Origin of the sequence: Sodalis sp. RH15, from assembly GCF_047324255.1 — a bacterium.
In the GTDB taxonomy this organism is placed as follows: Bacteria; Pseudomonadota; Gammaproteobacteria; order Enterobacterales; family Enterobacteriaceae; genus Acerihabitans; species Acerihabitans ligni.
The window spans coordinates 1,383,013-1,409,881 of the sequence record NZ_CP178738.1; the positions used below are offsets into that span (position 1 = coordinate 1,383,013).

Below are 26,869 nucleotides of genomic sequence, written 5' to 3' on the forward strand. Positions count from 1 at the left end.
TTTTGAGCCCTTATTAACCAAGTTTAAACTATGTTGGTTAGAGGGCCTGTCTTCAGGCCCTCTTTTTTACCTATCCCGCCACGGGATAACGAGGAAAAAATAATGGCTGATATTACCGCCGCCCTGGTTAAAGAACTGCGCGAACGTACCGGCGCAGGCATGATGGAATGTAAGAAAGCCCTGGTTGAAGCGCAGGGCGATATCGAGCTGGCTATCGATAACATGCGTAAATCCGGTCAGGCAAAGGCGGCTAAGAAAGCCGGCCGTGTCGCCGCCGAAGGCGTGATCCTGACGAAAATCGCTCAGGACGGAAAATACGGCGTTATCGTTGAACTCAACTGTGAAACTGATTTCGTGGCCAAAGACGGCGGATTCAAAGCCTTCGGCGACGAAGTGGTGAGCGCCGCCCTGGCGGATCGCATTACCGATATTGAAGCGCTGAAAGCCAAATTCGAAGATCAGCGCGCCGCGATGGTGGCCAAGATCGGTGAACATATCAATATCCGCCGCGTGGCCGCGCTGGAAGGGGACGTGCTGGGTTCATACCTTCATGGCGCCCGTATCGGCGTTCTGGTTGCCGCCAGCGGCGCCGACGATGAGCTGGTGAAGCATGTGGCCATGCATATCGCCGCCAGCAAACCCGAATATGTCAATGCCGAAGATGTGCCGGCCGACGTTGTGGCGCGTGAGCACCAGATTCAGCTGGATATCGCCATGCAGTCCGGCAAGCCTCGTGAAATCGCCGAAAAAATGGTGGAAGGCCGTATGCGCAAATTCACCGGCGAAATCTCCCTTACCGGTCAACACTTCGTCATGGATCCTAACAAGACCGTCGGCCAATTGCTGCAAGAGCATAAAGCCGGCGTGACGGGCTTTATCCGTTTTGAAGTGGGCGAAGGCATCGAAAAAGCGGAAGTGGACTTTGCCGCTGAAGTCGCCGCCATGAGCAAACAGTCTTAATAAGCCGGTCCGAACTGCTGTCGCGGGCTCGGACCGGGCAAGCTGTCTTTATGCCCTGAATCCATCGGTGGCCCCCGTGGCGCCGATGGCGTTTGTCAGCAAGTTGGTTTTTAACAAAAAGTCAGGCGACTTGTGCCGCATCTAACCAGCCGAATGCGGTATGGAAGTCAAATCCTCTCATCTTGTTATCGCTGCTTTAGGAACAGAAAAATGGCAACCAATGCGAAACCCGTCTACCAGCGTATCCTGCTTAAATTGAGTGGCGAAGCCTTGCAAGGCGCGGAAGGTTTCGGTATCGACGCGAGCGTTCTGGACCGCATGGCCCAGGAAGTGAAGGAACTGGTGGAGTTGGGCATTCAGGTCGGGGTGGTGATCGGCGGCGGCAATCTGTTCCGCGGCGCGGGATTGGCCCAGGCCGGCATGAATCGCGTCGTGGGCGACCATATGGGCATGCTGGCGACGGTGATGAACGGATTAGCGATGCGCGATGCGCTTCATCGCGCCTATGTCAATGCCCGCCTGATGTCGGCTATTCCGCTGAACGGCGTTTGCGATAACTACAGCTGGGCTGAAGCCATCAGCCTGCTGCGAAACAATCGGGTAGTGATTTTCGCCGCCGGTACCGGCAATCCTTTTTTTACCACGGATTCAGCCGCCTGCCTGCGCGGTATCGAAATCGAAGCCGATGTCGTGCTGAAAGCCACCAAGGTGGACGGCGTTTTTTCCGCCGATCCGGTGAAAAATCCCGATGCTACACTGTATGAACAGCTCAGCTACCAGGATGTTCTGGAGCAGGAGCTCAAGGTGATGGATTTGGCGGCCTTTACCCTGGCCCGTGATCATAATATCCCTATCAGGGTATTTAATATGAACAAGCCGGGTGCGCTTCGGCGTGTCGTGATGGGCGAAAAGGAAGGTACGCTCATCTGCAAATAGCGGCATGTACTCCATAGATTTGCACATCGAAAGATGAAAGCTGTAGCGGTAAAAAAACAGTATTATGCTGTATACCTTAAATACGTCGAGCTGCTGGAAAGCCAACGCGTCAGCAACTTGAAGTATGACGGGTATAGATAGGAGAGGGCGAAATGCCTAATGTCAGAACCTGCCGCCGCGGGTGTTGACTATCATGGGCTTGGCATACGCTTAAGCCCGCCCGGATAACTCGTTTCCAAGGGTTCGCAACGTGATCAATGAAATTCGCAAAGATGCCGAAATGCGTATGGAAAAATGCGTCGAGGCATTCAAAAACCACATTAGCAAAATCCGTACCGGCCGCGCCTCCCCGGGCCTGCTTGATGGCATTCACGTTGAGTATTACGGTACGGCGACACCGTTGCGCCAGTTGGCTAACGTGGTAGCCGAAGACTCCCGCACGCTGGCCATAACGGTATTCGACCGCTCGCTGGCCCCCGCGGTGGAAAAAGCGATCATGGCGTCCGATCTGGGATTGAATCCTTCGTCCGCCGGTACCGTGATCCGTGTTCCGCTGCCGGCTCTGACCGAGGAACGCCGCCGCGACCTGATCAAGGTTGTCCGGTCCGAAGCAGAGCAGGGCAGGGTCTCGGTGCGCAACGTGCGCCGCGACGCCAATGAAAAAGTGAAGGCTATGCTGAAGGATAAAGTTATCAGCGAAGACGAGGATCGGCGTTCGCAGGACGATATCCAGAAGCTTACCGATGCGTTTATTAAAAAAGTCGACAGCGCGCTGGCCGAGAAAGAAGCCGAATTAATGGAGATTTAACCTACCGGCGCTAAGCTCGGCCGTAGCGGCAGATCCCGCGGGATCTGCCGCTACGGTTTTTTTTTGTCGGTAACGTCATAGACAAATGTTGCGCAACGTTTCAGACTACTGTGCTTCCATCATTCCTTTGACTTGCGGTTTTCAGAGTACCTCATGAGGCATTTGACGATTCTTGGTTCTACCGGTTCCGTTGGCACCAATACGCTGGCCGTAATTAAACAAAATCCCGATAAATTCACCGTCCGCGCGCTGGTGGCCGGCAAAAATGTCGACATAATGACCGAACAATGCCTGGCCTTCCGTCCCGCCTATGCCTGCATGGCTGACGAGGCGTCGGCGCGGGAGTTAAAACGGCGCCTGCACGACGCCGGGGCAACCACGGAAGTGATGGCGGGCGCCGATGCCGCCTGCGAACTGGCGAAGCTGGACGGGGTGGATCAGGTGATGGCGGCCATCGTCGGCGCCGCCGGTTTAATGCCGACCCTGGCGGCGCTGCGCGCCGGGAAGAGCGTATTGTTGGCAAACAAAGAGGCGCTGGTGACCTGCGGTCGGCTATTCATGAACGAAGCGCGGCGCAGCAATGCGCAGCTTTTGCCGGTGGACAGCGAACATAACGCGATTTTTCAGAGTTTACCTGAACCAATCCAGCGCCAGTTAGGTTACTCTTCACTGGAAGATCATGGCGTCTCCCGCATCATCCTTACCGGTTCCGGCGGTCCTTTCAGAGAAACCCCGCTGGCGGATTTGGCGGCCAAAACGCCGGATCAGGCCTGTGCTCATCCTAACTGGTCAATGGGACGCAAAATCTCGGTGGACTCGGCGACGATGATGAACAAAGGACTGGAATATATTGAAGCACGCTGGTTATTCAACGCCTCGGCGGAGCAAATGGAAGTGATAGTGCATCCGCAATCGGTAATTCATTCCATGGTTCGTTATCGCGACGGCAGCGTGCTGGCACAGCTGGGCTCGCCGGATATGCGTACGCCCATAGCCCATGCCATGGCTTATCCCCAGCGGGTGGTCGCCGGGGTGGAAGCCCTTGATTTCCACCGCATCGGCCAATTGACATTCGACCGCCCGGACTACGCGCGCTACCCTTGTTTGCAGCTGGCCATCCTTGCGTCCGATCTCGGCCAGGCGGCCACCACGACGCTGAATGCCGCCAATGAAGTGGCGGTCGCTGCTTTTTTGCAGGGCGACATCGGATTTACCGATATCGCGGCATTAAACCGTAACGTGCTGGAAGGCACGGCTCTGACCGAGCCCCACAGCATCGAAGACGTATTGGCCATCGATCTGGAGGCGCGCAGCAACGCGGAGCGTGAAATCAGGATGTTAATGCATTGACGTGTTTTCCCCGGAGCGCTTGCCTGATTTGTTCCGCCGCTGTCGAAATGTTATAGTCAGCGCCACCTCTCTCCTGGGATGACGGCTGGCTGGCTAAAGGTCAGGAGCGAGCCGTGTGAGCGCACGGTTTTTTTTGCATATTCGGGGCCTTTTGTTCCGGAAAGACGGGTGAATACCCAAAAGAATTCGAATTGCGGAATGGTCAACACACCGGCAATTTGAAGTATGGCGGGTATATTCTTATTGAGGAAATACGTAAGCGTTATGTCGTCCGAAAATCAGCAAGAGGCTACTGTTCCGCTATCATCCGTTCCACGGCATGTGGCCATCATTATGGATGGCAACGGTCGCTGGGCGAAGAATCGCGGAAAGTTACGTATCTTCGGCCATAAAGCGGGAGTGAAATCGGTCCGGCGCGCGGTCAGCTTCGCTGTCAGCCATCATTTCGATGCGCTGACGCTCTATGCGTTCAGCAGCGAGAACTGGAATCGGCCGATGCAGGAAGTCTCCGCTCTGATGGAATTGTTTGTCAGGGCGTTGGACAGCGAAGTGAAAAGCCTGCATAAGCATAACGTACGCTTACGTATTATCGGCGATACCAGCCGTTTCGGCCTTCGTCTGCAGGAGCGGATTCGTCGCTCCGAGGCGCTAACGCACAATAACGATGGGCTGACGTTAAATATTGCCGCGAATTATGGTGGCCGTTGGGATATCATTCAGAGCGTGAAAAAGCTGGCTGAAAAAGTGCAGGAAGGAATTTTGCGTCCGGACCAGATTGATGAGGATGCGCTGTGCCAGTACGTCTGCTTAAACGAACTGTCGCCGGTGGATCTGGTGATCCGTACCGGCGGCGAACACCGCATCAGTAATTTTCTGTTATGGCAGATAGCCTATGCCGAACTCTATTTTACCGATGTGCTGTGGCCGGATTTTGATGAAAACGTTTTTGAAGGTGCGCTGAATGCATTTGCTCAACGCGAGCGGCGTTTCGGGAGAACAACACCTAATGATGCCGACGCGTCCTAGGGAGGATTTTTGCTGAAGTCTCGCTTGATTACCGCCTTTATTTTGATTCCGATCGTTATTGCCGCGCTCTTTTTGCTGCCTCCGGTGGGATTTGCGCTGGTTACCCTGGCGGTATGCATGCTGGCCGCTTGGGAGTGGGGGCAGTTCGCGGGTTTGGCGACCCGCAGCCAGCGGATCTGGCTGGCAATCTTGTGCGGCTTGCTGCTGGCGCTGATGATGCTGACCATTCCCGATTACCATCCCTTTACCTCGGCCTGGCAGGTGGAATACGCGTTGAGCGCCTCGCTGGTCTGGTGGCTGGCCGCCCTGGTGCTGGTATTGTGCTATCCGCAATCCGCGGCTTTGTGGCGCCGCTCAAGCACCCTGCGGCTGTTATTCGGTATTCTGACCATCGTGCCTTTTTTTTGGGGCATGCTGGCGCTGCGCCAGCATCAGTATACGCTTAATCATTTTATCGGCGCCTGGTGGCTGCTCTATGTCATGCTGCTGGTTTGGGGCGCGGATTCCGGCGCCTACCTGTTCGGCCGGGCGTTGGGCAAGCATAAGCTGGCGCCCAGGGTTTCCCCCGGCAAAACCTGGGAGGGCCTGGCGGGCGGCCTGCTGACCTCGGCGGTGCTGTCCTGGCTGTTCGGCAAGTACGCGCCGCTGGAAGCCGCTCCGCTGAGCCTGCTGCTGTGCTCGGTCATCGCCGTGCTGGCCTCGGTGCTGGGGGATTTGACGGAAAGCATGTTCAAACGTGAAGCAGGCATCAAGGACAGCGGCCAATTGATTCCGGGACACGGCGGCATTTTGGATCGCATCGATAGCCTGACCGCCGCGGTGCCGGTTTTCGCCTGTTTGATGCTGCTGATTTTCAGAGCTATTTAATCGAGGGGCCAGGAGTTATCATGTTGCATTTTCTCTGGAGTCTCGCTGCATTTATCATTGCACTGGGCATATTGATTACGGTGCATGAGTTCGGCCATTTCTGGGTGGCGCGCCGGTGCGGCGTCACGGTGGAGCGCTTCTCCATCGGTTTTGGCCGCGCCCTGTGGCGATGGACGGATCGCCGTGGCACCGAGTATGTTATTGCGGCCATCCCCCTGGGGGGATATGTAAAAATGCTCGACGAACGGGTGGATACCGTGCCCCCGGAACGCCGTCATGAGGCCTTCAACCATAAAAAGGTGTGGCAGCGCGCCGCCATTATCAGCGCGGGACCCATCGCCAATTTTATTTTCGCGGTGTTTGCCTATTGGCTGGTGTTTATTATCGGTGTGCCGAGTTTTCGTCCGGTTATCGGCGAAGTCACCCCTGATTCCATCGTCGCGCAGGCGGAAATTTCACCGGGCATGGAACTAAAGTCGGTTGACGGCATCGAAACGCCTGACTGGGATTCGGTTCGTTTAGAATTGATTGGTAAAATAGGCGATAGCCAGACCACGGTGGGCGTTGCCCCGTTCGGTTCCTCCCAGGTGGAGAGAAAAACGCTCGATTTGCGTGACTGGAAATTCGAGCCGGATAAGCAGGATCCGATTATCGCGCTGGGGATTATTCCCCGCGGTCCGCGCATAGAACCGGTGCTGGCGGAAGTCCAAAAAGCGTCCGCGGCGGAAAAAGCCGGTTTGCAAGCAGGCGACAGGATCGTTAAAGTCGATAGTCGTCCGCTGGTGCGCTGGCAGGATTTTGTCATGCAGGTGCGCGACAAACCCGGCCAGCCGCTGCTGCTGGAAGTAGAAAGGCGGGGAGAAACGTTGCCGATTACCCTGATTCCCGATGAAAAAACGGTGGGTAGAGGCGAGGTGGAAGGTTTTGCGGGCGTGGTGCCACAGGTGATACCGCTGCCCGAGGAGTATAAAACGATACGCCAGTACGGCCTGATTCCCGCGGTTTATCAGGCTGGCGACAAAACCTGGCAACTGATGAAGTTGACCGTCGGTATGCTGGGTAAACTGGTGACGGGGGATGTGAAGCTGAATAACCTGAGCGGGCCGATTTCCATAGCCCAGGGCGCGGGGATGTCGGCGGAATATGGTTTGGTGTACTACCTGATGTTCCTGGCGCTGATAAGCGTCAACCTGGGTATCATTAATCTTTTCCCGTTACCGGTGTTAGATGGTGGTCACTTGCTCTTCCTGGCGATTGAAAAGCTTAAGGGTGGGCCGGTTTCCGAGCGAGTGCAGGATTTCAGTTACCGCATCGGTTCGATTTTGCTGGTGTTGTTAATGGGACTTGCCCTTTTCAATGATTTCTCCCGGCTCTAGCGCCGGGGATTATGTTAGGAAGAACGCATAACCACGATGGCGATGAAAAAGTTGCTCATAGCGTCGCTGCTTCTTAGCAGCGCCACCGTATACGGTGCAGACGGGTTCGTAGTGAAGGACATTCATTTCGAAGGACTGCAACGAGTCGCCGTCGGTGCGGCGTTACTCAGTATGCCGGTTCGTGTCGGAGACACGGCCAGTGATGAAGATATCGGCAATACTATCCGCGCCTTATTCGCCACCGGAAACTTTGAGGATGTCCGGGTGCTGCGTGATGGAGATACGCTGGTTGTTCAGGTCAAGGAGCGCCCCTCCATTGCCAGCATCACCTTTTCCGGCAATAAAGCGGTGAAAGAAGAACAGCTCAAGCAGAATCTTGACGCCCAAGGGGTCCGCGTCGGCGAAGCGCTGGATCGCACCACCATCTCCAATATCGAGAAGGGGCTTGAGGATTTCTATTACAGCGCCGGTAAGTACAGCGCGACGGTGAAAGCCGTGGTGACGCCGTTGCCTCGAAACCGGGTGGACTTGAAGTTTGTCTTTACCGAAGGCCTGTCGGCCAAAATCCAGCAGATCAATATTGTCGGCAACCATGCCTTCACTACCGATGAGCTGGTATCCCGGTTCCAGCTGCGGGACGAAGTGCCGTGGTGGAACGTGGTGGGGGATCGCAAATACGAGAAGCAAAAGCTGGCGGGCGACCTTGAAACCCTGCGCAGTTTCTACCTGGATCGCGGCTATGCGCGCTTTAGTATCGATTCCACCCAGGTCAGTCTGACGCCGGACAAAAAAGGCATCTATATCACCCTGAACATTACCGAAGGCGCGCAGTATACGCTGGCCGGTACGGTGGTGAACGGCAATCTGGCGGGCCATTCCGCTGAAATCGACGCCATTGCCACGGTTAAACCCGGCGATTTATACAGCGGCGCCAAAGTCACCAAAATGGAAAGCGACATCAAGCAGCTGCTGGGTCGCTACGGCTATGCCTATCCCCGCGTGGTGACGCAGCCCGAGATAGACGACGCCGCCAAGACCGTGAAGCTCCATATCAACGTCGACGCGGGTAACCGCTACTACGTCCGGCGCATACGGTTCGAAGGCAACGACATCACCAAGGACGAAGTCTTGCGCCGTCAGATGCGCCAGATGGAAGGCGCCTGGCTGGGCAGCAATCTGGTGGATCAGGGCAAGGAGCGTTTGAACCGGCTCGGCTATTTTGAAACCGTCGATGTGGACACCCAGCGGGTGCCAGGCACCGATGATCAGGTTGACGTGGTTTACAAAGTCAAAGAGCGTAACACCGGCAGCATCAACTTCGGTATCGGTTTCGGCACCGAGAGCGGCGTCAGCTTCCAGTTCGGCATACAGCAGGACAACTGGCTGGGTACCGGTAATTCGGTGGGCATCAGCGGTACCAAGAACGACTATCAGACCTATGCCGAGCTTTCCCTTACCGATCCGTTCTTCACCGTCGACGGCGTGAGCCTGGGCGGTCGTATTTTCTATAACGACTTTAAGGCGGATGACGCCGATCTGTCTGATTATACCAATAAGAGCTACGGTATCGGCTCTACGCTGGGCTTCCCCATCAGTGACACCCATTCACTGAACGTGGGCGTCAATTATGTCCACAATGACCTGTCGAACATGGAACCCCAGATAGCCATGTGGCGTTATCTGAATTCCAACGGCATTCACCCTCCAATCGTAGTGGGGGAAAATGAAACCAGCGACTCCGATTTCAGCACCGACGACTTCTTCTTCAACACCGGGTGGAGCTATAACAACCTCGACCGGGGATACTTCCCGACGTCCGGTACCACCGCCAGCCTGAACGGCAAAATTACCGTTCCGGGTTCCGACAACAAATATTATAAAGTGACCTTCGACACCACCAGCTACCTGCCGCTCACCGATTCCGGCAGCTGGGTGCTGATGGGCCGGGGCCGCGCCGGTTATGCCGATGGCCTGGGCGGCATGGAAGTGCCGTTCTACGATAACTTCTTCGCCGGCGGTTCCACCACGGTGCGTGGTTTCCGGTCCAATACCATCGGGCCGAAAGCCATTTATTATAATTGCGCCGCCGGGGCCACCTCCTACAGCACCTGCCCGTTGGATAAATCCAGCGACGCGGTGGGTGGTAACGCCATGGCGCTGTTAAGCGCGGAACTGATCGTGCCGACGCCGTTCGTCAGCGCGAAATACGCCAACTCCATCCGTACCTCGTTCTTCGTGGACAGCGGCACGGTATGGGATACCGCCTGGCAGAATACCGCGCAGACCCGCGCCGCCGGCGTGCCGGACTACAGCGATCCGGGCAATATCCGCGTATCCAGCGGTTTTGCCCTGCAGTGGATGTCCCCGCTGGGGCCGCTGGTATTCTCCTATGCCCAGCCGGTTAAAAAGCAAGAAGGCGACAAAGCCGAGCAGTTCCAGTTTAATATTGGTAAAACGTGGTAGTATTGCGTCGATTTGAAATGATTTTAAACATACATGTAGGGTTAAGGAGTTTATAGTGAAAAAGTGGTTGTATGCCGCGGGCCTCGGATTAGCATTGGCTGCCTCAGCCAGCGTGCAAGCTGCTGATAAAATTGCTGTCGTCAATATTGCGAGTATTTTTCAGCAATTGCCTCAGCGCGCTACTGTAGCTGCGCAGCTTGAAAATGAGTTCAAGGGCCGCGCTGCGGATCTGCAAGCTCAGGAAAAGGACCTGCAAAGTAAAATGCAACGTCTGCAACGTGACGGTTCTACCATGAAGGCCAGCGATCGCAGCCGGATGGAAAAAGACGTCATGGCGCAGCGTGAAGATTTCTCCGCCAAAGCCCAGGCTTTTGAGCAGGATAACCGCCGCCGTCAGGCAGAAGAACGCAATAAAATCCTGAGCCGTATTCAGGATGCGGTGAAAACCGTTGCCAGCAAACAAGGCTATGATATCGTTATCGATACCAACGCCGTGGCGTATGCCGGCGCTTCGCAAGACATTACTGCCGACGTGTTGAAACAGGTCAAATAAGTCATGCCTTCAATTCGACTTGCTGATTTAGCGCAGCAGTTGGATGCACAATTGCACGGTGATGGCGATATCGTCATCACCGGCATTGCTTCCATGGATTCCGCCACCGCCGGTCAAATCACTTTTCTGGCCGACAGCCGCTTTCGCGAAAAACTTTCCACCTCCCATGCCTCGGCCGTAGTGCTTTCCGCCGACGATCTGCCGTATTGCCAATGCGCCGCGCTGGTAGTGAAAAATCCCTACCTGACCTATGCCCGCATGGCGCAACTGATGGATACCACGCCGGCTCCGGCACAAGATATCGCCGCCAGCGCGGTCATATCCCCCGACGCGCGATTGGGCAAACAGGTAGCCGTCGGCGCTAATGCGGTTATTGAATCCGGCGTCATCCTTGGGGATAACGTGGTTATCGGCCCGGGCTGCTTTATTGGTAAAAATAGCAAAATCGGGACAGGCACAAGGTTATGGGCCAATGTCACCGTATATCATGAAGTCCGTATCGGCGAACGCTGCCTGATACAGTCCGGGACGGTTATCGGCGCCGATGGTTTCGGTTATGCCAACGATCGCGGTACCTGGATCAAAATTCCCCAGTTGGGCACGGTTGTCGTGGGCGACAGGGTTGAAATCGGCGCCTGTACCACCATCGATCGCGGCGCCCTGGATGATACCGTTATAGGTAATGGCGTCATCATCGATAATCAGTGCCAGATCGCACATAACGTTGTTATCGGCGACAATACGGCGGTAGCCGGCGGTGTTATCATGGCCGGCAGCCTGACAATCGGTCGTTATTGTATGATTGGCGGCGCCAGCGTCATTAACGGCCATATGGAAATTTGTGACAAGGTGACCATCACCGGTATGGGAATGGTGATGAGACCTATCACCGAACCCGGCGTATACTCTTCGGGGATTCCATTGCAGCCCAATAAAGTTTGGCGAAAGACCGCAGCGCTGGTCATGAATATCAGCGAGATGAGCAAGCGATTAAAAGCTATCGAGCGAAAATCAGCAAAAGACTAACCGCCTTCGCCAACTGAGCTGATAATGTGCGTTCAGGCCTTTAGGCCTGACGAAAACATTTTTTATTTGCGGCCTGCTAACGTACCCTTAATCGGGTTATTGCAGGCCGTGTTGTTACTGCCATCGTTTTTTTTCAGACAGGAAGAGTATTTTGACTACTGACACACATACTCTTGAAATAGAAGAGATATTGGAATTATTGCCCCACCGCTTTCCATTTCTGCTCGTGGATCGCGTGCTGGATTTTGAAAAAGGGAAATTTTTGCGCGCGGTAAAAAATGTCTCATACAATGAGCCGTTTTTTCAGGGGCATTTCCCCGGTAAGCCTATTTTCCCCGGCGTGCTGATTCTCGAAGCGATGGCTCAGGCTACGGGAATACTGGCATTCAAGAGCGTCGGTAAATTGGAACCCGGTGAACTATACTATTTTGCAGCAGTGGATAACGCTCGTTTCAAACGTCCGGTTCAGCCCGGCGATCAGATGATCCTCGAGGTTGAATTTATCAAAGAGCGCCGCGGAGTTGCTCGTTTTCAGGGAGTTGCCAAAGTAGACGGTGAAATTGCCTGCGAAGCGTCAATGATGTGCGCCCGACGTCGGGAGTCCTGATAACGTGATTGATCAATCCGCCTTTATCCATCCCAGCTCCATCGTTGAAGACGGTGCCATAATTCATGCCGGCGTTCACATAGGTCCCTTCTGTGTTGTCGGTCCGCAGGTGGAAATCGGTGCCGGTACGGTGCTGAAATCCCATGTGGTCATCAACGGCATCACCCGGATCGGTGAAGAAAACCAGATCTATCAGTTCGCCACCCTCGGAGAGGTGAATCAGGACCTGAAATACGCCGGTGAACCCACCCGGGTGGAAATCGGCAACCGCAATCGGATCCGCGAAAGCGTGACTATCCATCGCGGTACCGTGCAAGGCGGTGAAGTGACTCGGGTCGGCGATGATAATCTGCTGATGGTCAATACCCACATCGCCCATGACTGCCGCGTGGCCAATCACTGTATTCTGGCGAACAACGCCACCCTCGGGGGCCATGTCTCCATTGATGATTACGCCATTATAGGCGGCATGACCGCGGTGCATCAGTTCTGCTCCATCGGCGCCCATGTGATGGTGGGGGGATGTTCCGGCGTCGCCCAGGACGTCCCGCCCTATTTGATAGCCCAGGGCAACCATGCCACGCCATTCGGCCTTAATATCGAAGGGCTCAAGCGACGCGGTTTCGACAAAGAAGCGCTGCAAGCCATTCGGGCCGCCTACAAACTGATCTACCGCAGCGGCAAGACCTTGGAAGAAATCAAGCCGGAACTCGAGGCGATGGCGGCAGAGCATCCGTCGGTAGGCGCATTTACCGAATTCCTTGCCCGTTCACAGCGGGGCATCATCCGCTGATTATGCCCGCGCCTTCCGTGGTTATCGGCCTGGTGGCCGGAGAGGCGTCAGGGGATACCCTCGGCGCGGGATTGATTCGTGCCCTCCGGCGGCACTTGCCCGACGCCCGTTTTGTCGGCGTGGCCGGGCCGCGCATGCTGGCCGAGGGGTGCGAGGCCTGGTATGAAATGGAAGAGCTGGCGGTGATGGGTGTGGTGGAAGTGGTGGAACGCTTGCCGCGTTTGCTGAAGATCCGCCGTGACCTGACCCGGCGTTTCAGCGCGTTGATGCCGGATGTGTTTGTCGGCATTGACGCCCCCGATTTTAATATCACCCTGGAAGGCCGCTTGAAGCGGCGCGGCATTCATACCATTCATTACGTCAGCCCCTCGGTGTGGGCCTGGCGCCAGAAGCGGGTATTCAAAATCGGCCGCGCTACCGACAATGTGCTGGCGTTTTTGCCTTTTGAGAAAGCCTTCTACGATCGTTTCAACGTCCCCTGCCAGTTTATCGGCCACACCCTGGCGGACGCCATGCCCCTGGTGCCCGACAAAGCCGCGGCGCGGCAGAGCCTGGATATTCCCGTTGCGGCCCGCTGTCTGGCGCTGCTGCCGGGCAGCCGCAGCGCCGAGGTGGAGATGCTCAGCGCCGACTTCCTGCATACCGCCCAATTGCTCAGCCGCCATTTCCCCGATCTTGAAATTCTGGTGCCGCTGGTAAACGCCCGCCGACGCGAACAGTTCGAAAAAATCAAAGCGCGGGTCGCCCCGGATCTTAGGGTACATTTACTGGACGGCCAGGCGCGGGAAGCTATGATAGCCGCCGACGCCGCGTTACTGGCTTCGGGCACCGCCGCCCTGGAGTGCATGTTGGCCAAATGCCCGATGGTGGTGGGCTATCGCATGAAACCGCTGACCTTCTGGCTGGCCCGCCGGCTGGTGAAAACGCCCTACGTTTCCTTGCCCAATCTGTTGGCCGGCCGGGAATTGGTGACAGAACTGCTCCAGGAAGAGTGCGTGCCGGACAAGCTGGCGGCGGCGCTGCTGCCGCTGTTGAACAACGACGCCCGCAGCCGGGAGCTGAAAGAAACCTTTTTGGCCCTGCATCAGAGTATTCGCTGCAATGCCGACGAACAGGCCGCCCAGGCGGTGATGAAATTCATAAAACGATGACCGAATTGTTTATATACCCCATAGCCAGCTGCATCGCCGGCGTCGATGAAGTGGGACGCGGCCCGCTGGTGGGGGCGGTGGTGACCGCCGCGGTGATCCTTGATCCCGCCCGTCCTATTCGCGGACTGGCGGATTCAAAAAAACTCAGTGAGAAACGCCGCCTGTCGCTTTACGATGAAATCAGCGACAAGGCCCTGGCCTGGAGCCTGGGCCGCGCCGAAGCGGTGGAAATCGATCGGCTGAACATCTTTCACGCTACGCTGCTGGCCATGCAGCGGGCGATACAGGGGTTGTCGCTGACGCCGGATTATGTCTTGATCGACGGTAATCGCTGTCCGCTGTTGCCCATGCCGTCCCTGGCGGTGGTGAAAGGGGATAACCTGGTGGCGGAAATCAGCGCCGCATCGATTATGGCCAAAGTGTCGCGAGATCGTGAAATGGCGGAATTGGATCTGGAGTTTCCCGAATACGGTTTTGCTCAACATAAAGGCTACCCCACCGCGTATCATCTGGAAAAACTGGCGCTGCTGGGAGCGACGGCGCATCATCGGCGAAGTTTCGGCCCGGTGAAGCGGGTGCTGGGACTGTGATGAAATTTCATTATGCCGTGCGGTTTGTAGGCCCATAAATTAAAATACCCCCAATAATTCAAGGTGCAGGAAAGCCAACGCACCTGCAACCTGAAGCATGACGGGTATAATCAACCTTTGGTGGCAGGATAATGACCGAACCCCGTTTCATTCACCTGCGGGTGCACAGCGATTACTCCATGATAGACGGGTTGGCGAAAGTCGGCCCGTTGGTTAAAAAAGCCGCGGCCCTCAACATGCCCGCGCTGGCCATCACCGATTTCACCAACCTGTGCGGATTGGTGAAATTTTATGGCAGCGCCCACGGTGCGGGTATCAAACCCATCGTCGGCGCGGATGTTCTGGTGCAAAGCGACATGCTGGGGGAAGAGCTGGCGGAACTGACCATTCTGGCCACCGACAACACCGGCTATCAAAACCTGACGCTGCTGGTTTCCGAAGCCTATCAGCGGGGCTATGGGCCTGCCGGTCCGATTATCGACCGGGATTGGCTGATGAACCGGAACGAGGGGCTGCTATTGCTCTCGGGAGCCCGCAAAGGCGACGTGGGCAAGTTCCTGCTGCGCGGCAACAAACCGCAGGTGGAGCAGTGCCTGGAATTCTATCAGCAGTATTTTCCCAATCGATACTATCTTGAACTGATACGTACCGGCCGCCCTGATGAAGAGACCTATCTGCACGCCGCGGTGGCCGTCGCCATTGAACATAAATTGCCGGTGGTGGCCACCAATGACGTGCGTTTCATCGCCGAGGAAGATTTCGATGCTCATGAAATCCGCGTGGCGATCCATGACGGCTTTACTTTGGACGACCCCAAACGGCCGCGTCATTACAGCGCCCAGCAGTTTATGCGCAGCGAAGAGCAAATGTGCGAGCTGTTCGCCGACCTGCCGGAAGCGCTGGAAAACAGCGTTGAAATCGCCAAGCGCTGTAACGTCACTATCCGTCTGGGGGAATATTTTCTGCCGCAGTTCCCCACCGGCGATATGTCCACCGAAGACTTTCTGGTGGCCCGCGCTCACGAAGGGCTTGAAGAGCGGCTGGCGTTTCTGTTCCCCGATCCGCAGGAGCGCCTGGAAAAACGGACGCCTTATGACGAGCGGCTGGAGCGGGAACTGCAGGTTATCAACCAGATGGGGTTCCCCGGCTACTTCCTGATTGTGATGGAGTTTATCCAGTGGTCCAAGGATAACGGCGTGCCGGTCGGTCCGGGACGCGGCTCGGGCGCCGGATCGGTGGTGGCCTATTCGCTGAAAATCACCGATCTGGATCCCCTGGCGTTCGATTTGCTGTTTGAACGGTTCCTGAATCCCGAACGTGTCTCCATGCCTGACTTCGATGTGGATTTTTGCATGGAGAAGCGGGATCTGGTGATAGATCACGTGGCGGAAACCTACGGGCGGGACGCGGTTTCCCAGATTATCACCTTCGGCACCATGGCGGCCAAAGCGGTTATCCGCGACGTCGGCCGGGTGCTGGGCCATCCCTACGGTTTTGTGGATCGTATCTCTAAGCTGGTGCCGCCCGATCCGGGCATGACGCTGGAAAAAGCTTTTGTCGCCGAGCCGCAGCTGCAGGCCATTTATGACGCCGACGAAGAGGTCAAGGCGCTCATCGATATGGCGCGCAAGCTGGAGGGGGTCACCCGCAACGCCGGTAAACATGCCGGCGGCGTGGTTATTTCCCCCACCAAGATTACCGATTTCGCGCCGCTTTATTGCGATGCCGAGGGCAATCATCCGGTCACCCAGTTTGATAAAAACGATGTGGAATACACCGGGCTGGTGAAGTTTGACTTCCTGGGCCTGCGCACCCTGACCATCATCAACTGGGCGTTGGAGATGATCAACGCCCGGCGCGGCAAGCAGGGCCTGCCGCCGGTGGATATCGCCGCCATTCCGCTGGATGATAAAAAAAGCTTCGACATGCTGCAGCGTTCGGAAACCACCGCGGTATTCCAGTTGGAATCCCGCGGCATGAAGGATCTTATCAAGCGCCTGCAGCCTGACTGCTTCGAAGACATGATAGCCCTGGTGGCATTGTTCCGTCCCGGACCGCTGCAGTCCGGCATGGTGGATAACTTTATCGACCGTAAGCACGGCCGCGAAGCGCTCTCCTATCCGGATATCGAATGGCAGCACGAATCCCTGCGGCCGGTACTGGAGCCCACCTACGGCATTATCCTGTACCAGGAACAGGTGATGCAGATCGCCCAAGTGTTGGCGGGATATACCCTTGGGGGAGCGGATATGCTGCGCCGGGCCATGGGTAAAAAGAAACCGGAGGAGATGGCCAAGCAGCGATCGGTGTTCAAGGCCGGGGCGGAAAGTATCGGCGTCGACGGCGAACTGGCGATGCATATCTTCGATCTGGTGGAAAAGTTCGCCGGTTATGGTTTTAACAAATCCCACTCCGCCGCCTATGCGCTGGTTTCCTACCAGACGCTATGGCTAAAGGCGCACTATCCGGCCGAGTTCATGGCGGCGGTCATGACCGCCGATATGGACAATACGGAAAAGGTGGTGGGACTGGTGGACGAATGCTGGCGCATGGGACTCAAGGTATTGCCGCCGGACATCAACAGCGGGCTATACCATTTCCACGTCAATGACGAAGGGGAAATCGTCTATGGCATCGGCGCCATCAAAGGGGTGGGGGAAGGGCCGATTGAGGCCATTATCGACGCCCGCAACCAGGACGGCCATTTCAAAGAGCTGTTTGATCTGTGCGCCCGCACCGACATTAAAAAGCTTAACCGCCGGATGCTGGAGAAACTCATCATGTCCGGCGCCTTCGACCGGCTTGGTCCCCATCGCGCGGCATTGATGAATTCCCTGGGGGATGCCCTGAAAGCAGCCGAGCAGCACTCCAAAGCCGAAGCCATCGGGCAGGGGGATATGTTCGGCGTATTGGCTGAGGCGCCGGAAGCGGTGGAAGCGTCCTACAGTACGGTTCCGCCCTGGCCGGAACATGTGGTGCTGGACGGTGAACGGGAGACCTTGGGGCTTTACCTCACCGGCCATCCCATCACACGCTATCTGAAGGAAATCGAGCGCTATGGCGGCGGCCTACGCCTGAAGGATATGCATCCCACCGACCGTGGTAAAATGGTCACCGCGGTGGGACTGGTGCTGTCGGCCCGTGTCATGGTGACCAAACGGGGCAACCGCATCGGCGTTTGTACACTGGACGACCGTTCCGGGCGTTTGGATGTCATGCTGTTCACCGATGCCTTGGAAAAATATCAGCATTTGCTGGAAAAAGACCGTATCCTGATAGCTCAGGGACAGGTCAGCTTTGACGACTTTAACGGCGGCCTTAAAATGACTGCCCGCGAACTGATGGATATCAGCGAAGCGCGTGAAAAATATGCCCGCGGGCTTGCTATATCGCTGACCGACAGGCAAATTGATGACCAGCTTTTAAACCGTCTCCGCCTATCGTTGGAACCGCATCGATCGGGGACGATTCCAGTGCATCTTTATTATCAACGTGAAGATGCTCGTGCCAGGTTAAGGTTTGGCGCGACATGGCGTGTCACGCCGACCGACCGATTGCTGAATGATTTGCGTACTCTGGTGGGCAACGAGCAGGTGGAACTGGAATTTGACTAATATAGGAATAATATGAGTCTGAATTTTCTTGATTTTGAACAGCCGATTGCAGAGCTGGAAGCGAAAATTGACTCGCTGACCGCAGTCAGCCGTCAAGACGAAAAATTAGATATTAATCTGGATGAGGAAGTCCAGAGACTGCGTGAGAAAAGCGTAGAGCTGACCCGCAAGATCTTTTCCGATCTGGGCGCCTGGCAAATTGCCCAGTTGGCCCGGCACCCCCGCCGGCCGTATACGCTGGATTACATCCAGCACGTCTTCAGCGATTTTGATGAACTCGCAGGGGATCGCGCTTATGCCGACGATAAGGCCATTGTCGGCGGTACGGCTCGTCTCGACGGGCGGCCGGTGATGATTATCGGTCACCAAAAGGGGCGTGAAACCAAAGAGAAAATTCGCCGCAATTTCGGCATGCCGGCGCCGGAAGGCTACCGCAAGGCCCTGCGCCTGATGGAAATGGCGGACCGGTTCAAGATGCCGCTGCTTACCTTTATCGATACCCCCGGTGCGTATCCGGGGGTCGGTGCGGAAGAGCGCGGACAGTCGGAAGCCATTGCCCATAACCTGCGGGAAATGTCGGGTTTGCGAATTCCGGTTATTTGCACCGTTATCGGTGAGGGGGGGTCCGGCGGCGCGTTGGCTATCGGCGTGGGGGATAAGGTCAACATGCTGCAATACAGCACCTATTCGGTGATTTCGCCGGAAGGCTGCGCCTCCATATTATGGAAGAGTGCGGATAAGGCGCCCGTTGCCGCCGAGGCTATGGGCATCATTGCTTCGCGTCTGAAGGAGCTGGAGCTGATTGACAGTATTGTCCCGGAGCCTCTGGGCGGCGCGCATCGGGATGTGCCGGCTATTGCCGCGTCGCTGAAAGCGCAGCTGCTGTCGGATCTGGGGGAACTGGATACCTTTAGTGAAGAAGAGTTATTGAATCGCCGTTACCAGCGGTTGATGAATTACGGTTATTGCTGATCGGTCTCCCTTCAACGCGCTCGTTGCACGATCGATGATAGCGGGTCTAGCGCGCTGTGGGGCGCTCCGGCGGGCGGTAATACCACGCCCGCTTCGACCCCATCAAGCACAGTCTCCCTTTAACACGGTCGTTGCACGATCGGTGATAGCGGGCCTAGCGCGTCATGGGGCGCTCGGTCGGGCGGGAGAACCACGCCCGATTCGACCCCATTGCCACGCTCTCCCTTTGACACGCACGGTTCAAGCGCCGGTGATCGCGTGTCTGCCACGCCAAATGTGGTGTATTCTTACCTATCATTAATTTTGAATATTTTCTGAAAAATTTTCAGCGAAGCAGCCCGAAATATAAGGATTGGCTGAATGAATATCATTGCAATTTTGAGTCCGGAACAGGTGTTTTATAAACATGAACCGATCCGGGAATTGGATGAAGCGCTGAAAGCACAGGGGTTTCAGCTAGTCTATCCTAACGGCAGCGAGGATTTGCTAAAGCTTATTGAGCAAAATCCTCGGATATGCGGCGTGGTTTTCGACTGGGATCAGCACAGTATGGATCTCTGCACCGAAATCAACGAGTTGAACGAGTATCTGCCGCTTTACGCTTTTATCAATACGCAGTCCTCTCTGGATGTGAGCCTGAACGAGATGCGGATGGTGCTGTATTTTTTTGAATACGGACTCGGCGCGGCGGACGATATCAGCACCCGGATACGGCAATATACCGACGAATATATCGACACCATTATTCCGCCTTTCACTAAAGCCCTGTTCAATTACGTTAAAGAGGGCAAATACACGTTTTGCACTCCCGGACATATGGCGGGTACGGCGTATCAGAAAAGCCCGGTGGGCAGCCTGTTTTATGATTTTTTTGGTGCCAATACCCTGAAATCCGATGTCTCCATCTCGGTAACGGAACTAGGATCCTTACTTGATCATTCCGGGCCGCATCTGGAGGCGGAGGAGTTTATCGCCCGGGTATTTGGCGCCGAGCAGAGTTATATGGTGACCAACGGCACCTCCACCGCCAATAAAATGGTGGGCATGTATGCCGCGCCGGCGGGAGGGACGGTGCTGATCGATCGTAATTGCCATAAGTCCCTGACCCATTTGCTGATGATGAGCGACGTGGTACCCATCTACCTGTGTCCGATTCGCAACGCCTACGGTATTCTGGGGGGCATCCCGAAAAGCCAGTTCCAGCGGGAGAGCATCGCCGCGAAGGTAGCGGATACCCCCCGTGCCAGCTGGCCGGTGTATGCGGCTATCACCAACTCCACCTATGACGGCTTGCTTTATAACACCCGCTATATCAAAGAAACCCTGGATGTGCCGGCAATCCACTTCGATTCCGCCTGGGTGCCCTATACCCATTTTCACCCTATCTACCAGGGCAAAAGCGGTATGAGCGGCGAACGCACTCCTGGCAAAGTCATCTTCGAAACACAGTCCACCCATAAGCTCCTGGCGGCGTTCTCTCAAGCATCACTGATTCATATCAAAGGTGATTATGACGAACGTACCTTCAACGAAGCCTATATGATGCACACAACTACCTCGCCTAATTACGGGATTGTGGCGTCCATCGAGACGGCGGCGGCGATGGTACGCGGCAAATCGGGACGGCGGCTTATTCTGCGCTCCATCGAACGGGCGCTGCATTTTCGCAAAGAGGTACAGCGGCTGCGGGAGGAATCCGAAGGGTGGTTCTTCGATATCTGGCAGCCGGAAATTATCGATGAGGCGGTATGCTGGCCCATTGAACCCGGCGCCCCTTGGCATGGTTTCAAGGGTGCCGATGCAGATCATATGTATCTTGATCCCATTAAGGTCACGATACTGACACCCGGCATGGATGAATCCGGCGCCATGGCCGATGAGGGCATACCGGCGGCGCTGGTGGCCAAGTTCCTGGACGAGCGCGGCGTGGTGGTGGAAAAAACCGGACCCTATAATTTATTGTTCCTGTTCAGCATCGGCATCGATAAAACCAAAGCCATGAGCCTGCTGCGGGGATTGACTGAATTCAAACGCTCCTTTGATCTCAATTTACGCATCAAAAATATGCTGCCGGACCTCTACGCGGAAGATCCGGATTTCTACCGCAACATGCGTATACAGGATTTGGCCCGCGGCATACACAGCCTTATCCGCCGGCATCGTCTGCCGCAGCTGATGCTTACCGCCTTCGATGTTTTGCCCGAAATGAAAATGACGCCTCATGACGCATTCCAGCAACAGGTACGCGGCAACGTTGAAACCGTGGAACTGCCGGCGTTAATCGGCCGGATTTCCGCCAATATGCTGCTGCCTTATCCGCCGGGAGTGCCGGTGGTGATGCCCGGCGAGATGATCACCGAGCAAAGCCGCGGAGTATTGGATTTTCTGATCATGCTTTGCAGCATCGGCATTCAGTACCCGGGATTTGAAACCGATATCCACGGTGCGCAGCTGACGGAGGACGGCCGATACCTGGTGCGGGTATTGAAAACCGATCCCGTCGGCGGCGAAAGCCCGATTTAGCCCGGGACGAAAAATTTTTTGGCGGAAAAAATATCACCGATGAATGCGTTAAAATGCTGCGCCATATCGACGGCGGATGCTTCGGTGTCCACCACCCGTCGGGCCACCACGATACCCTCCTCCGCGCCGTAGATGGTGTCGCCCTGGCAGTTGAGCGCCAGCAACGCCATTAGCGAATGCTGCTCGTGAGGCACGGGAAAACAGGGGCAAAGCAGAGTGATGACGTCGCTCTGTTCGCCAAGATAGATAAACGTGTCTTCATCGACATTGAAGACATTGTCTTCATCGGGAAGCAGCTCGAAATGGTCATAAACCGATTGAATAAACCTCTCCAATTGAACCACCTATACATAGTCGGATAAGCCTTTAGCTCTATCCGCGATATCATTATTTCCAAGACGCTCCCGCAGCATTAAGCCGCCGGCAAACGCATTGACCAGTTTATTGTTTTTAAGGGTTTTATTTCCCTCGGCCCCGGTATTATATTTTTGTATTTCCTGATTGCCGCTATTAAGTATGACTGTTTGCATCAGGCGCTGTCCCTCTTTATCCAACATCCCGATTGCGCCGCCGGCCAGACCCAGATAGACCGCCGCCGCCTCACGCTTCATTTCCACGTCCAGCATACCGGTGCGATCCTTGCCGCTCTTACAGTTCCAGCAAGGTACAATGCCGATTTCATGAGACAACAATCCGATACGCATCGCGGCCTTATAGGGCTCGCCGCCGTCGTGATGATGGGCTTTGTCTGCAATAATGGTTTTTAATTGCTTCGCCAGCATGGACACCCGCTCGGCATTTTTCGGATTGTTGGCGAGGTATTGCCCTACCCATCCGCCGGGAGCGGCATCCGGTGAAAGATTTTTGCCCAGCAATTTACGCAATGCGTCCTGATTAATGTTATCAGATATGCCGTGCCCCAATTGCAATGAGCCCAATGCCAGTTCATTAACGCCGAAGTTAAACGCGGCCACGTCAACCGTGATCTTGACCGGCACTAACTCACCGCAGGAATTTCTGATCTTCAAATACAATGGCTTGGCGCTTATGGCGGCCCATGCCGCTACCTGATCGTTTAATTGGGACTTTTCCGTCAAAGGACCAATGTCAACGGGGGTCAATAAGCTGGTGGAGGTTAACGCCAGCTCGACTTCGTTGACCTCCAGGGCCCGCTTCATTTTTTCCGGTTGCTGGTAGAGGGCGGCGACAACGACTTCCCGGGCCCTGGCCAGCGCCCCCCGGCTGCGTTCTTCGCTATCAGCCTTGAGGCCGTAGGGACTGAGCACCCCATGGCGTATGCCTTCAAACAGGGTGTGCCGGGAATCCCCCTGCGCTACGGAAAACGTCGAGGACCACAGGTTTACCGCATGGACGGTTTCGTCACTGGACTTACTGCAGATCCCTTTATTGTTATAGCCGGCGGCATGAATATCATCGGCGCCCAATTTCATTTGTCCGGCGGGAACCAAGGTGCTGAAAAATGTTTTATCCTTATAGTTGAACTGGTTTTCAACGGTCTTCCAACAGGCATCATTCAGCAGCTCTTTAATACTTTGCTCAAACTGATTTTTAGCCTCTCGTTTTGCTTCATTGCCGTTACAACCGTTTTTATTCTTTACAAAGGCGGCCAAGTTGGCAATTTGGTCTTTTTTAAACGCCAGCATGGCTGAAACGTCTTTTTCCCGACCGGGGCCATATCGTATTCAACATTATCCTCATTATCCACCGCTGCCTCACTCTGTTCCCCTTGTGCCGTACCTCTCCCCTGGCGTAGCGCGCGCAAGCCCGCTTGACGATACAATTTCTGCAATGAATGTATCTGGCCGCGTACGACGGCGGGCTGTCCCTTTACCGGGGAAATTTTCACCGGGGCAGAGGGTAGGGCCTGATTGACCCGTTGTACAATGCCACGCATAATTTGTGTCATGCGCTGACCCGTGGCCTGCCCGGTTTTTTGCTCCGAGGCTAATCGTAAGTGTCTGTACAGAGGATGAAGAGGAATCTGCATAATTATCCCAGGGTTGAAATATTAAAATAGATACTGTCATTACCCCGGATAATAAGGCATGTTTGTTTTATTGACTATTTAACATATAGAATATAAGCGTTTTATGTATCTTCCTGATAGCGGAAACGCTGATAATGAGATATGAAGAGGGAATTGGCGATCTTGGTTAACTACGGGTTGAATAAGCTATTTTATTTGAAATAATCAGGAAGTGAAATGCCGATGCTTAAACTTAACAATGTTCATCATATCGCCATTATCGCGGCGGATTATGAGGTGAGTAAGCGTTTTTATTGCGATGTTTTGGGCTTCCAACTGCAAAGCGAGACGTACCGCGCCGAGCGTGCTTCTTGGAAAGGCGATCTGGCGCTGAACGGCGTTTATCTCATCGAGCTGTTCTCTTTTCCAGACGCGCCCGACCGCCTCAGCCGCCCCGAAGCCCTGGGATTGCGTCATTTGGCGTTCAGCGTCGACAATCTGGCGGTTGCCGTGACGTCACTGACAAACGCGGGCGTGGAGGTGGAGCCCATCCGCCGGGATGCCCTGACGGAAAAACAGTTTACCTTTTTCAGCGATCCCGATGGATTGCCGCTGGAACTCTATGAAGCCTGAGCACTCGACCCGATTCGCCGCCGTTCATGGTTCCGTTGCGACCGATGATGGACTCGTACCGGCCGATGATGACTCCGCTCCGGCCGATGATGACTCCGCTCCGGCCGATGATGAACGCTCCAGCGGCCCTTCGGTTTGTGACCCCGCCGTGGCGCTTTGCGGGCATCTTGCCGAAACGCTGGGGTCTCGCAGAAAGCTGCTGGTGGCCTTTAGCGGAGGTTTGGACTCCACCGTATTATTGGATGCCCTGGTCTTTCTGCGGCAGCGGCAATGGCCTGATTTAACGATTCGCGCAGTCTATATTCATCACGGCCTGAGCGTTCACGCCGATGACTGGGCCGCCCATTGCCTTGCCCAGTGCCATAGCCGCGACGTGGGGTTTCAATCCATACCGGTGCTGGTCAATCCCGCATCGGCCGGCCTGGAAGGGGCGGCGCGCGAAGCGCGCTATCTGGCGCTGCAGCAGGCGCTGCTACCTGGAGAGACACTGGTTACCGCCCAGCATCTGGATGACCAAAGCGAGACCTTCCTGTTGGCGTTAAAACGGGGCAGCGGTCCGACAGGACTGTCGGCTATGGCGGCTTCCACGCCCTTTCACGGCCATGAGCTTTTGCGGCCCCTGCTGGACTGGAGCCGGGGACAGTTGCAGGAATACGCTTTACAGCGTGAGCTGCGCTGGATTGAAGACGACAGCAACCGAGACGAGCGCTTCGACAGGAATTTTCTTCGCCGGCAAATCCTGCCCCTGCTGACCCGGCGCTGGCCGCATTTCACTCAGGCGGTGGCGCGCAGCGCCCGCCTTTGCGCCGAACAGGAAGCTTTGCTGGATGAATTGCTGCAGGAAACCCTGGGCCTGTTGACGTCCCCCGACGGTTCGCTTGACCTGGCGCCCATGATGGCCATGAGTGCTTCCCGGCGGGGGGCGCTATTGCGCCGCTGGCTGGCCGGCGCCGGGGCGCGGATGCCTGCCAAGGACCAGTTGGAGCGCCTTTGGACCGAGGTGGCGCTAAGCCGGCCGGACGCGGAGCCCCGCTTCCAGCTGGCGGATCGGCAGGTGCGGCGCTTTCGCCGGCGGCTCTATATTTTGCCGCTTTGGCCTTCCCTTAAAGAGCTTATCATCCCCTGGACGGAAACCAGCCGCCCCTTGACGCTGCCCAATGGCCTGGGATGTTTGCAGCGGGCCCCGTCGGGCGCGGCAGTACGGGCCGCCGGCGAAGATGAAAAGATTACAGTGAGATTTGCCGCCGCCGGCACGCTGCATATTGTCGGTCGCCGGCATGGACGGCAAATCAAAAAGCTGTGGCAGGAACTGGGCATTGCCCCCTGGCTGCGGGAGCGAACGCCCATGCTGTTTTATAATGAGGTGTTAATTGCCGCGCCGGGCATATTCACTACCCGCGAAGGGCAGGCACAGGATGACAAAAGGGTATGGCATATAGAATGGCTGTGTGATAAAAACGGCAACGGGCAGTAAATCACTGCCCGTCATAGTACGTATGGCGCAAGGCTGTTAAACGCTTACCACCACCGTGCCGAGTTCCGGATGAGTGAAGCTGGCTATATGATCCAATCGCAGTTCGTTACTGGTGCCCGCATTATCAATAACCAGATATTCCACATGCTTTCTTGAGATCATATCACGCGCTACACCGGTCACGGTATCTCCATTCCGAAGCGTCAGGCTAAGGACCCAATGGCGCTGACAGGCGAGCTCAAGATTATCGTAATCATCGCAATTAATGGGTTGATATTCTTCATTCGTTGACATAATAGCTCACCTACATGTTACGGCGGCCTGGTACCGCCTATTCCCTGAGGGCGGAACAAGGGCTCTGCTAAAGAGGTCCTGATCCCGCCACCATCGTTCAACAGTATTTTCCTTATGAGACTATAGCACAGAGCATCCATTACTCTGTGATTAAAGGGGCGGCTGAATGCCCCTTTTTGTTGCTTTTCTGGCGATGCCCGCGCATTGTCGGTTACACTGCCGGCCCGGACTCACCCCATGAGGATATAATGGCATTAAAAGCAACCATTCATAAAGCGGCGGTTAATATTGCCGATATGGATCGAAATTATTTCTCGGATGTTAACCTTGTTTTAGCACAACATCCTTCAGAAACGCCGCAGCGCATGATGTTGCGCTTGTTGGCCTGGGTCTATCATGCCGATGACCGCCTGGAGTTTACCAAAGGACTCAGCGCGGAAGATGAACCGGCGTTATGGCTGCGTAGCGATAGCGGCGAACTGGAATTATGGATTGAATTAGGACTGCCTGATGAAAAAAGGCTGCGCAAAGCCTGCCATCTGGCGCGCCAGGTAGTGTTGTATGCCTATAACGAACGGGCGGCACGGGTTTGGTGGCAGCAGGCGGAACCCAACCTGTCCCAGCACGGCAATCTCTGCGTACGGTTTGTCGACGACGGGCAGATGGCACAGCTGGCAGCGCTGGCGGCACGCAATATGTCCCTCCAGGCAACGCTGCAAGACGGGCTGCTGTGGCTCTCAGACCAGCAAACCAATCTGGAAATCCAGTTGCAGACCTGGAAAAGCGCGGCGGAATAATGACAGGTCATCGCGCCGAAGTCCCGATCGTCAGCAAGACCGGGGCCGGTGCGTCAAGCACATATCATG

The 26,869-nt window shown here is 55.6% G+C and carries 23 protein-coding genes; 20 read left to right on the top strand and 3 right to left on the bottom strand.

Annotation, left to right across the window (positions count from 1 at the left end; translation table 11 throughout):
• The first annotated feature begins 102 nt into the window (after positions 1 to 102).
• The 17 genes from tsf (at position 103) to ACL2XO_RS06610 (ending at position 21,615) form a co-directional block, all read left to right on the top strand.
• Entirely contained in the window at positions 103 to 960 is an 858-nt protein-coding gene (gene tsf, locus ACL2XO_RS06530; protein WP_132923231.1) for a translation elongation factor Ts, read from the top strand.
• A 210-nt stretch (positions 961 to 1,170) separates the two neighbouring features.
• Positions 1,171 to 1,896 carry a UMP kinase gene (gene pyrH, locus ACL2XO_RS06535; protein WP_132923230.1) on the top strand — a complete coding sequence of 242 codons (726 nt, stop codon included), beginning with the start codon at positions 1,171 to 1,173 and terminating at the stop codon, positions 1,894 to 1,896.
• Positions 1,897 to 2,146: 250 nt separating this feature from the next.
• Positions 2,147 to 2,704, top strand: a complete 558-nt coding sequence (frr, locus tag ACL2XO_RS06540) for a ribosome recycling factor (protein ID WP_132923229.1) — start codon at positions 2,147 to 2,149, stop codon at positions 2,702 to 2,704.
• Between the two features lie 153 nt (positions 2,705 to 2,857).
• The gene (gene ispC / locus ACL2XO_RS06545) at positions 2,858 to 4,054 is read left to right on the top strand and encodes a 1-deoxy-D-xylulose-5-phosphate reductoisomerase (RefSeq protein ID WP_413742426.1); all 1,197 of its coding nucleotides are present in this window, start codon (positions 2,858 to 2,860) and stop codon (positions 4,052 to 4,054) included.
• Positions 4,055 to 4,318: 264 nt separating this feature from the next.
• Positions 4,319 to 5,080, top strand: a complete 762-nt coding sequence (gene ispU / locus ACL2XO_RS06550; RefSeq protein WP_413726694.1) for a (2E,6E)-farnesyl-diphosphate-specific ditrans,polycis-undecaprenyl-diphosphate synthase — start codon at positions 4,319 to 4,321, stop codon at positions 5,078 to 5,080.
• 9 nt (positions 5,081 to 5,089) lie between these two features.
• Positions 5,090 to 5,947 carry a phosphatidate cytidylyltransferase gene (cdsA, locus tag ACL2XO_RS06555; RefSeq protein ID WP_132923226.1) on the top strand — a complete coding sequence of 286 codons (858 nt, stop codon included), beginning with the start codon at positions 5,090 to 5,092 and terminating at the stop codon, positions 5,945 to 5,947.
• A 20-nt stretch (positions 5,948 to 5,967) separates the two neighbouring features.
• The gene (gene rseP, locus ACL2XO_RS06560; RefSeq protein ID WP_132923225.1) at positions 5,968 to 7,323 is read left to right on the top strand and encodes a sigma E protease regulator RseP; all 1,356 of its coding nucleotides are present in this window, start codon (positions 5,968 to 5,970) and stop codon (positions 7,321 to 7,323) included.
• A 36-nt stretch (positions 7,324 to 7,359) separates the two neighbouring features.
• Positions 7,360 to 9,786, top strand: coding sequence for an outer membrane protein assembly factor BamA (bamA, locus tag ACL2XO_RS06565; RefSeq protein ID WP_413726696.1), 2,427 nt, complete (start codon positions 7,360 to 7,362; stop codon positions 9,784 to 9,786).
• A gap of 55 nt (positions 9,787 to 9,841) precedes the next feature.
• The gene (gene skp, locus ACL2XO_RS06570; protein ID WP_132923223.1) at positions 9,842 to 10,339 is read left to right on the top strand and encodes a molecular chaperone Skp; all 498 of its coding nucleotides are present in this window, start codon (positions 9,842 to 9,844) and stop codon (positions 10,337 to 10,339) included.
• A 3-nt stretch (positions 10,340 to 10,342) separates the two neighbouring features.
• Entirely contained in the window at positions 10,343 to 11,365 is a 1,023-nt protein-coding gene (gene lpxD, locus ACL2XO_RS06575; RefSeq protein WP_413726697.1) for a UDP-3-O-(3-hydroxymyristoyl)glucosamine N-acyltransferase, read from the top strand.
• A gap of 151 nt (positions 11,366 to 11,516) precedes the next feature.
• A complete protein-coding gene (gene fabZ, locus ACL2XO_RS06580; protein ID WP_132923221.1) occupies positions 11,517 to 11,972 on the top strand; it encodes a 3-hydroxyacyl-ACP dehydratase FabZ in 456 nt (151 codons plus the stop codon).
• A gap of 4 nt (positions 11,973 to 11,976) precedes the next feature.
• A complete protein-coding gene (lpxA, locus tag ACL2XO_RS06585; RefSeq protein ID WP_413726698.1) occupies positions 11,977 to 12,765 on the top strand; it encodes an acyl-ACP--UDP-N-acetylglucosamine O-acyltransferase in 789 nt (262 codons plus the stop codon).
• A 2-nt stretch (positions 12,766 to 12,767) separates the two neighbouring features.
• Positions 12,768 to 13,916 (top strand): lipid-A-disaccharide synthase, encoded by a 1,149-nt coding sequence (gene lpxB / locus ACL2XO_RS06590; protein WP_132923219.1) that lies wholly within the window; start codon positions 12,768 to 12,770, stop codon positions 13,914 to 13,916.
• On the top strand, positions 13,913 to 14,506 hold the full coding sequence (rnhB, locus tag ACL2XO_RS06595) for a ribonuclease HII (protein ID WP_413726699.1): 594 nt from the start codon (positions 13,913 to 13,915) through the stop codon (positions 14,504 to 14,506). Before lpxB ends, rnhB begins: the two co-directional genes overlap by 4 nt.
• A 131-nt stretch (positions 14,507 to 14,637) precedes the next feature.
• The gene (dnaE, locus tag ACL2XO_RS06600) at positions 14,638 to 18,120 is read left to right on the top strand and encodes a DNA polymerase III subunit alpha (protein ID WP_413726700.1); all 3,483 of its coding nucleotides are present in this window, start codon (positions 14,638 to 14,640) and stop codon (positions 18,118 to 18,120) included.
• A gap of 12 nt (positions 18,121 to 18,132) precedes the next feature.
• Entirely contained in the window at positions 18,133 to 19,092 is a 960-nt protein-coding gene (gene accA / locus ACL2XO_RS06605) for an acetyl-CoA carboxylase carboxyl transferase subunit alpha (RefSeq protein ID WP_203522661.1), read from the top strand.
• Between the two features lie 360 nt (positions 19,093 to 19,452).
• Positions 19,453 to 21,615: a lysine decarboxylase LdcC gene (locus ACL2XO_RS06610; protein WP_413726701.1), complete on the top strand. Its 2,163-nt coding sequence runs from the start codon at positions 19,453 to 19,455 to the stop codon at positions 21,613 to 21,615.
• On the opposite strand, the gene ACL2XO_RS06615 is transcribed toward ACL2XO_RS06610, so the two are convergent.
• Together ACL2XO_RS06615 and ACL2XO_RS06620 are read right to left on the bottom strand one after the other, a co-directional pair.
• On the bottom strand, positions 21,612 to 21,950 hold the full coding sequence (locus ACL2XO_RS06615; protein WP_165934163.1) for a hypothetical protein: 339 nt from the start codon (positions 21,948 to 21,950) through the stop codon (positions 21,612 to 21,614). The two genes, ACL2XO_RS06610 and ACL2XO_RS06615, sit on opposite strands and share 4 nt — an antisense overlap.
• A 9-nt stretch (positions 21,951 to 21,959) precedes the next feature.
• On the bottom strand, positions 21,960 to 23,279 hold the full coding sequence (locus ACL2XO_RS06620) for an inositol phosphate phosphatase SopB (protein ID WP_413742427.1): 1,320 nt from the start codon (positions 23,277 to 23,279) through the stop codon (positions 21,960 to 21,962).
• A 566-nt stretch (positions 23,280 to 23,845) separates the two neighbouring features.
• Between ACL2XO_RS06620 and ACL2XO_RS06625 the strand changes: the two genes are divergently transcribed.
• Positions 23,846 to 24,235 (top strand): VOC family protein, encoded by a 390-nt coding sequence (locus ACL2XO_RS06625; protein WP_413726889.1) that lies wholly within the window; start codon positions 23,846 to 23,848, stop codon positions 24,233 to 24,235.
• The gene (gene tilS / locus ACL2XO_RS06630; RefSeq protein ID WP_413742428.1) at positions 24,225 to 25,709 is read left to right on the top strand and encodes a tRNA lysidine(34) synthetase TilS; all 1,485 of its coding nucleotides are present in this window, start codon (positions 24,225 to 24,227) and stop codon (positions 25,707 to 25,709) included. Before ACL2XO_RS06625 ends, tilS begins: the two co-directional genes overlap by 11 nt.
• Positions 25,710 to 25,745: 36 nt before the next feature.
• Here tilS and rof read toward each other — a convergent pair whose 3' ends face one another.
• Positions 25,746 to 26,003, bottom strand: coding sequence for a Rho-binding antiterminator (gene rof, locus ACL2XO_RS06635; RefSeq protein ID WP_132923212.1), 258 nt, complete (start codon positions 26,001 to 26,003; stop codon positions 25,746 to 25,748).
• A gap of 248 nt (positions 26,004 to 26,251) precedes the next feature.
• On the opposite strand from rof, the gene ACL2XO_RS06640 reads away from it, so the two are divergent.
• The gene (locus ACL2XO_RS06640; RefSeq protein WP_413726705.1) at positions 26,252 to 26,800 is read left to right on the top strand and encodes a YaeQ family protein; all 549 of its coding nucleotides are present in this window, start codon (positions 26,252 to 26,254) and stop codon (positions 26,798 to 26,800) included.
• Positions 26,801 to 26,869 lie beyond the last annotated feature (69 nt).

What these genes read in the sequence shown, in the direction of transcription:
- rnhB (WP_413726699.1), top strand. Translation starts at nt 13,913, where the DNA reads ATGACCGAATTGTTTATATACCCCATAGCCAGCTGCATCGCCGGCGTC.
- tsf (WP_132923231.1), top strand. Translation starts at nt 103, where the DNA reads ATGGCTGATATTACCGCCGCCCTGGTTAAAGAACTGCGCGAACGTACC.
- ACL2XO_RS06620 (WP_413742427.1), bottom strand. Translation starts at nt 23,279, where the DNA reads ATGCTGGCGTTTAAAAAAGACCAAATTGCCAACTTGGCCGCCTTTGTA.
- bamA (WP_413726696.1), top strand. Translation starts at nt 7,360, where the DNA reads ATGGCGATGAAAAAGTTGCTCATAGCGTCGCTGCTTCTTAGCAGCGCC.
- ACL2XO_RS06640 (WP_413726705.1), top strand. Translation starts at nt 26,252, where the DNA reads ATGGCATTAAAAGCAACCATTCATAAAGCGGCGGTTAATATTGCCGAT.
- pyrH (WP_132923230.1), top strand. Translation starts at nt 1,171, where the DNA reads ATGGCAACCAATGCGAAACCCGTCTACCAGCGTATCCTGCTTAAATTG.
- dnaE (WP_413726700.1), top strand. Translation starts at nt 14,638, where the DNA reads ATGACCGAACCCCGTTTCATTCACCTGCGGGTGCACAGCGATTACTCC.
- lpxB (WP_132923219.1), top strand. Translation starts at nt 12,768, where the DNA reads ATGCCCGCGCCTTCCGTGGTTATCGGCCTGGTGGCCGGAGAGGCGTCA.
- lpxD (WP_413726697.1), top strand. Translation starts at nt 10,343, where the DNA reads ATGCCTTCAATTCGACTTGCTGATTTAGCGCAGCAGTTGGATGCACAA.
- rseP (WP_132923225.1), top strand. Translation starts at nt 5,968, where the DNA reads ATGTTGCATTTTCTCTGGAGTCTCGCTGCATTTATCATTGCACTGGGC.
- ACL2XO_RS06625 (WP_413726889.1), top strand. Translation starts at nt 23,846, where the DNA reads ATGCTTAAACTTAACAATGTTCATCATATCGCCATTATCGCGGCGGAT.
- ACL2XO_RS06610 (WP_413726701.1), top strand. Translation starts at nt 19,453, where the DNA reads ATGAATATCATTGCAATTTTGAGTCCGGAACAGGTGTTTTATAAACAT.
- rof (WP_132923212.1), bottom strand. Translation starts at nt 26,003, where the DNA reads ATGTCAACGAATGAAGAATATCAACCCATTAATTGCGATGATTACGAT.
- ispC (WP_413742426.1), top strand. Translation starts at nt 2,858, where the DNA reads ATGAGGCATTTGACGATTCTTGGTTCTACCGGTTCCGTTGGCACCAAT.
- accA (WP_203522661.1), top strand. Translation starts at nt 18,133, where the DNA reads ATGAGTCTGAATTTTCTTGATTTTGAACAGCCGATTGCAGAGCTGGAA.
- ispU (WP_413726694.1), top strand. Translation starts at nt 4,319, where the DNA reads ATGTCGTCCGAAAATCAGCAAGAGGCTACTGTTCCGCTATCATCCGTT.
- tilS (WP_413742428.1), top strand. Translation starts at nt 24,225, where the DNA reads ATGAAGCCTGAGCACTCGACCCGATTCGCCGCCGTTCATGGTTCCGTT.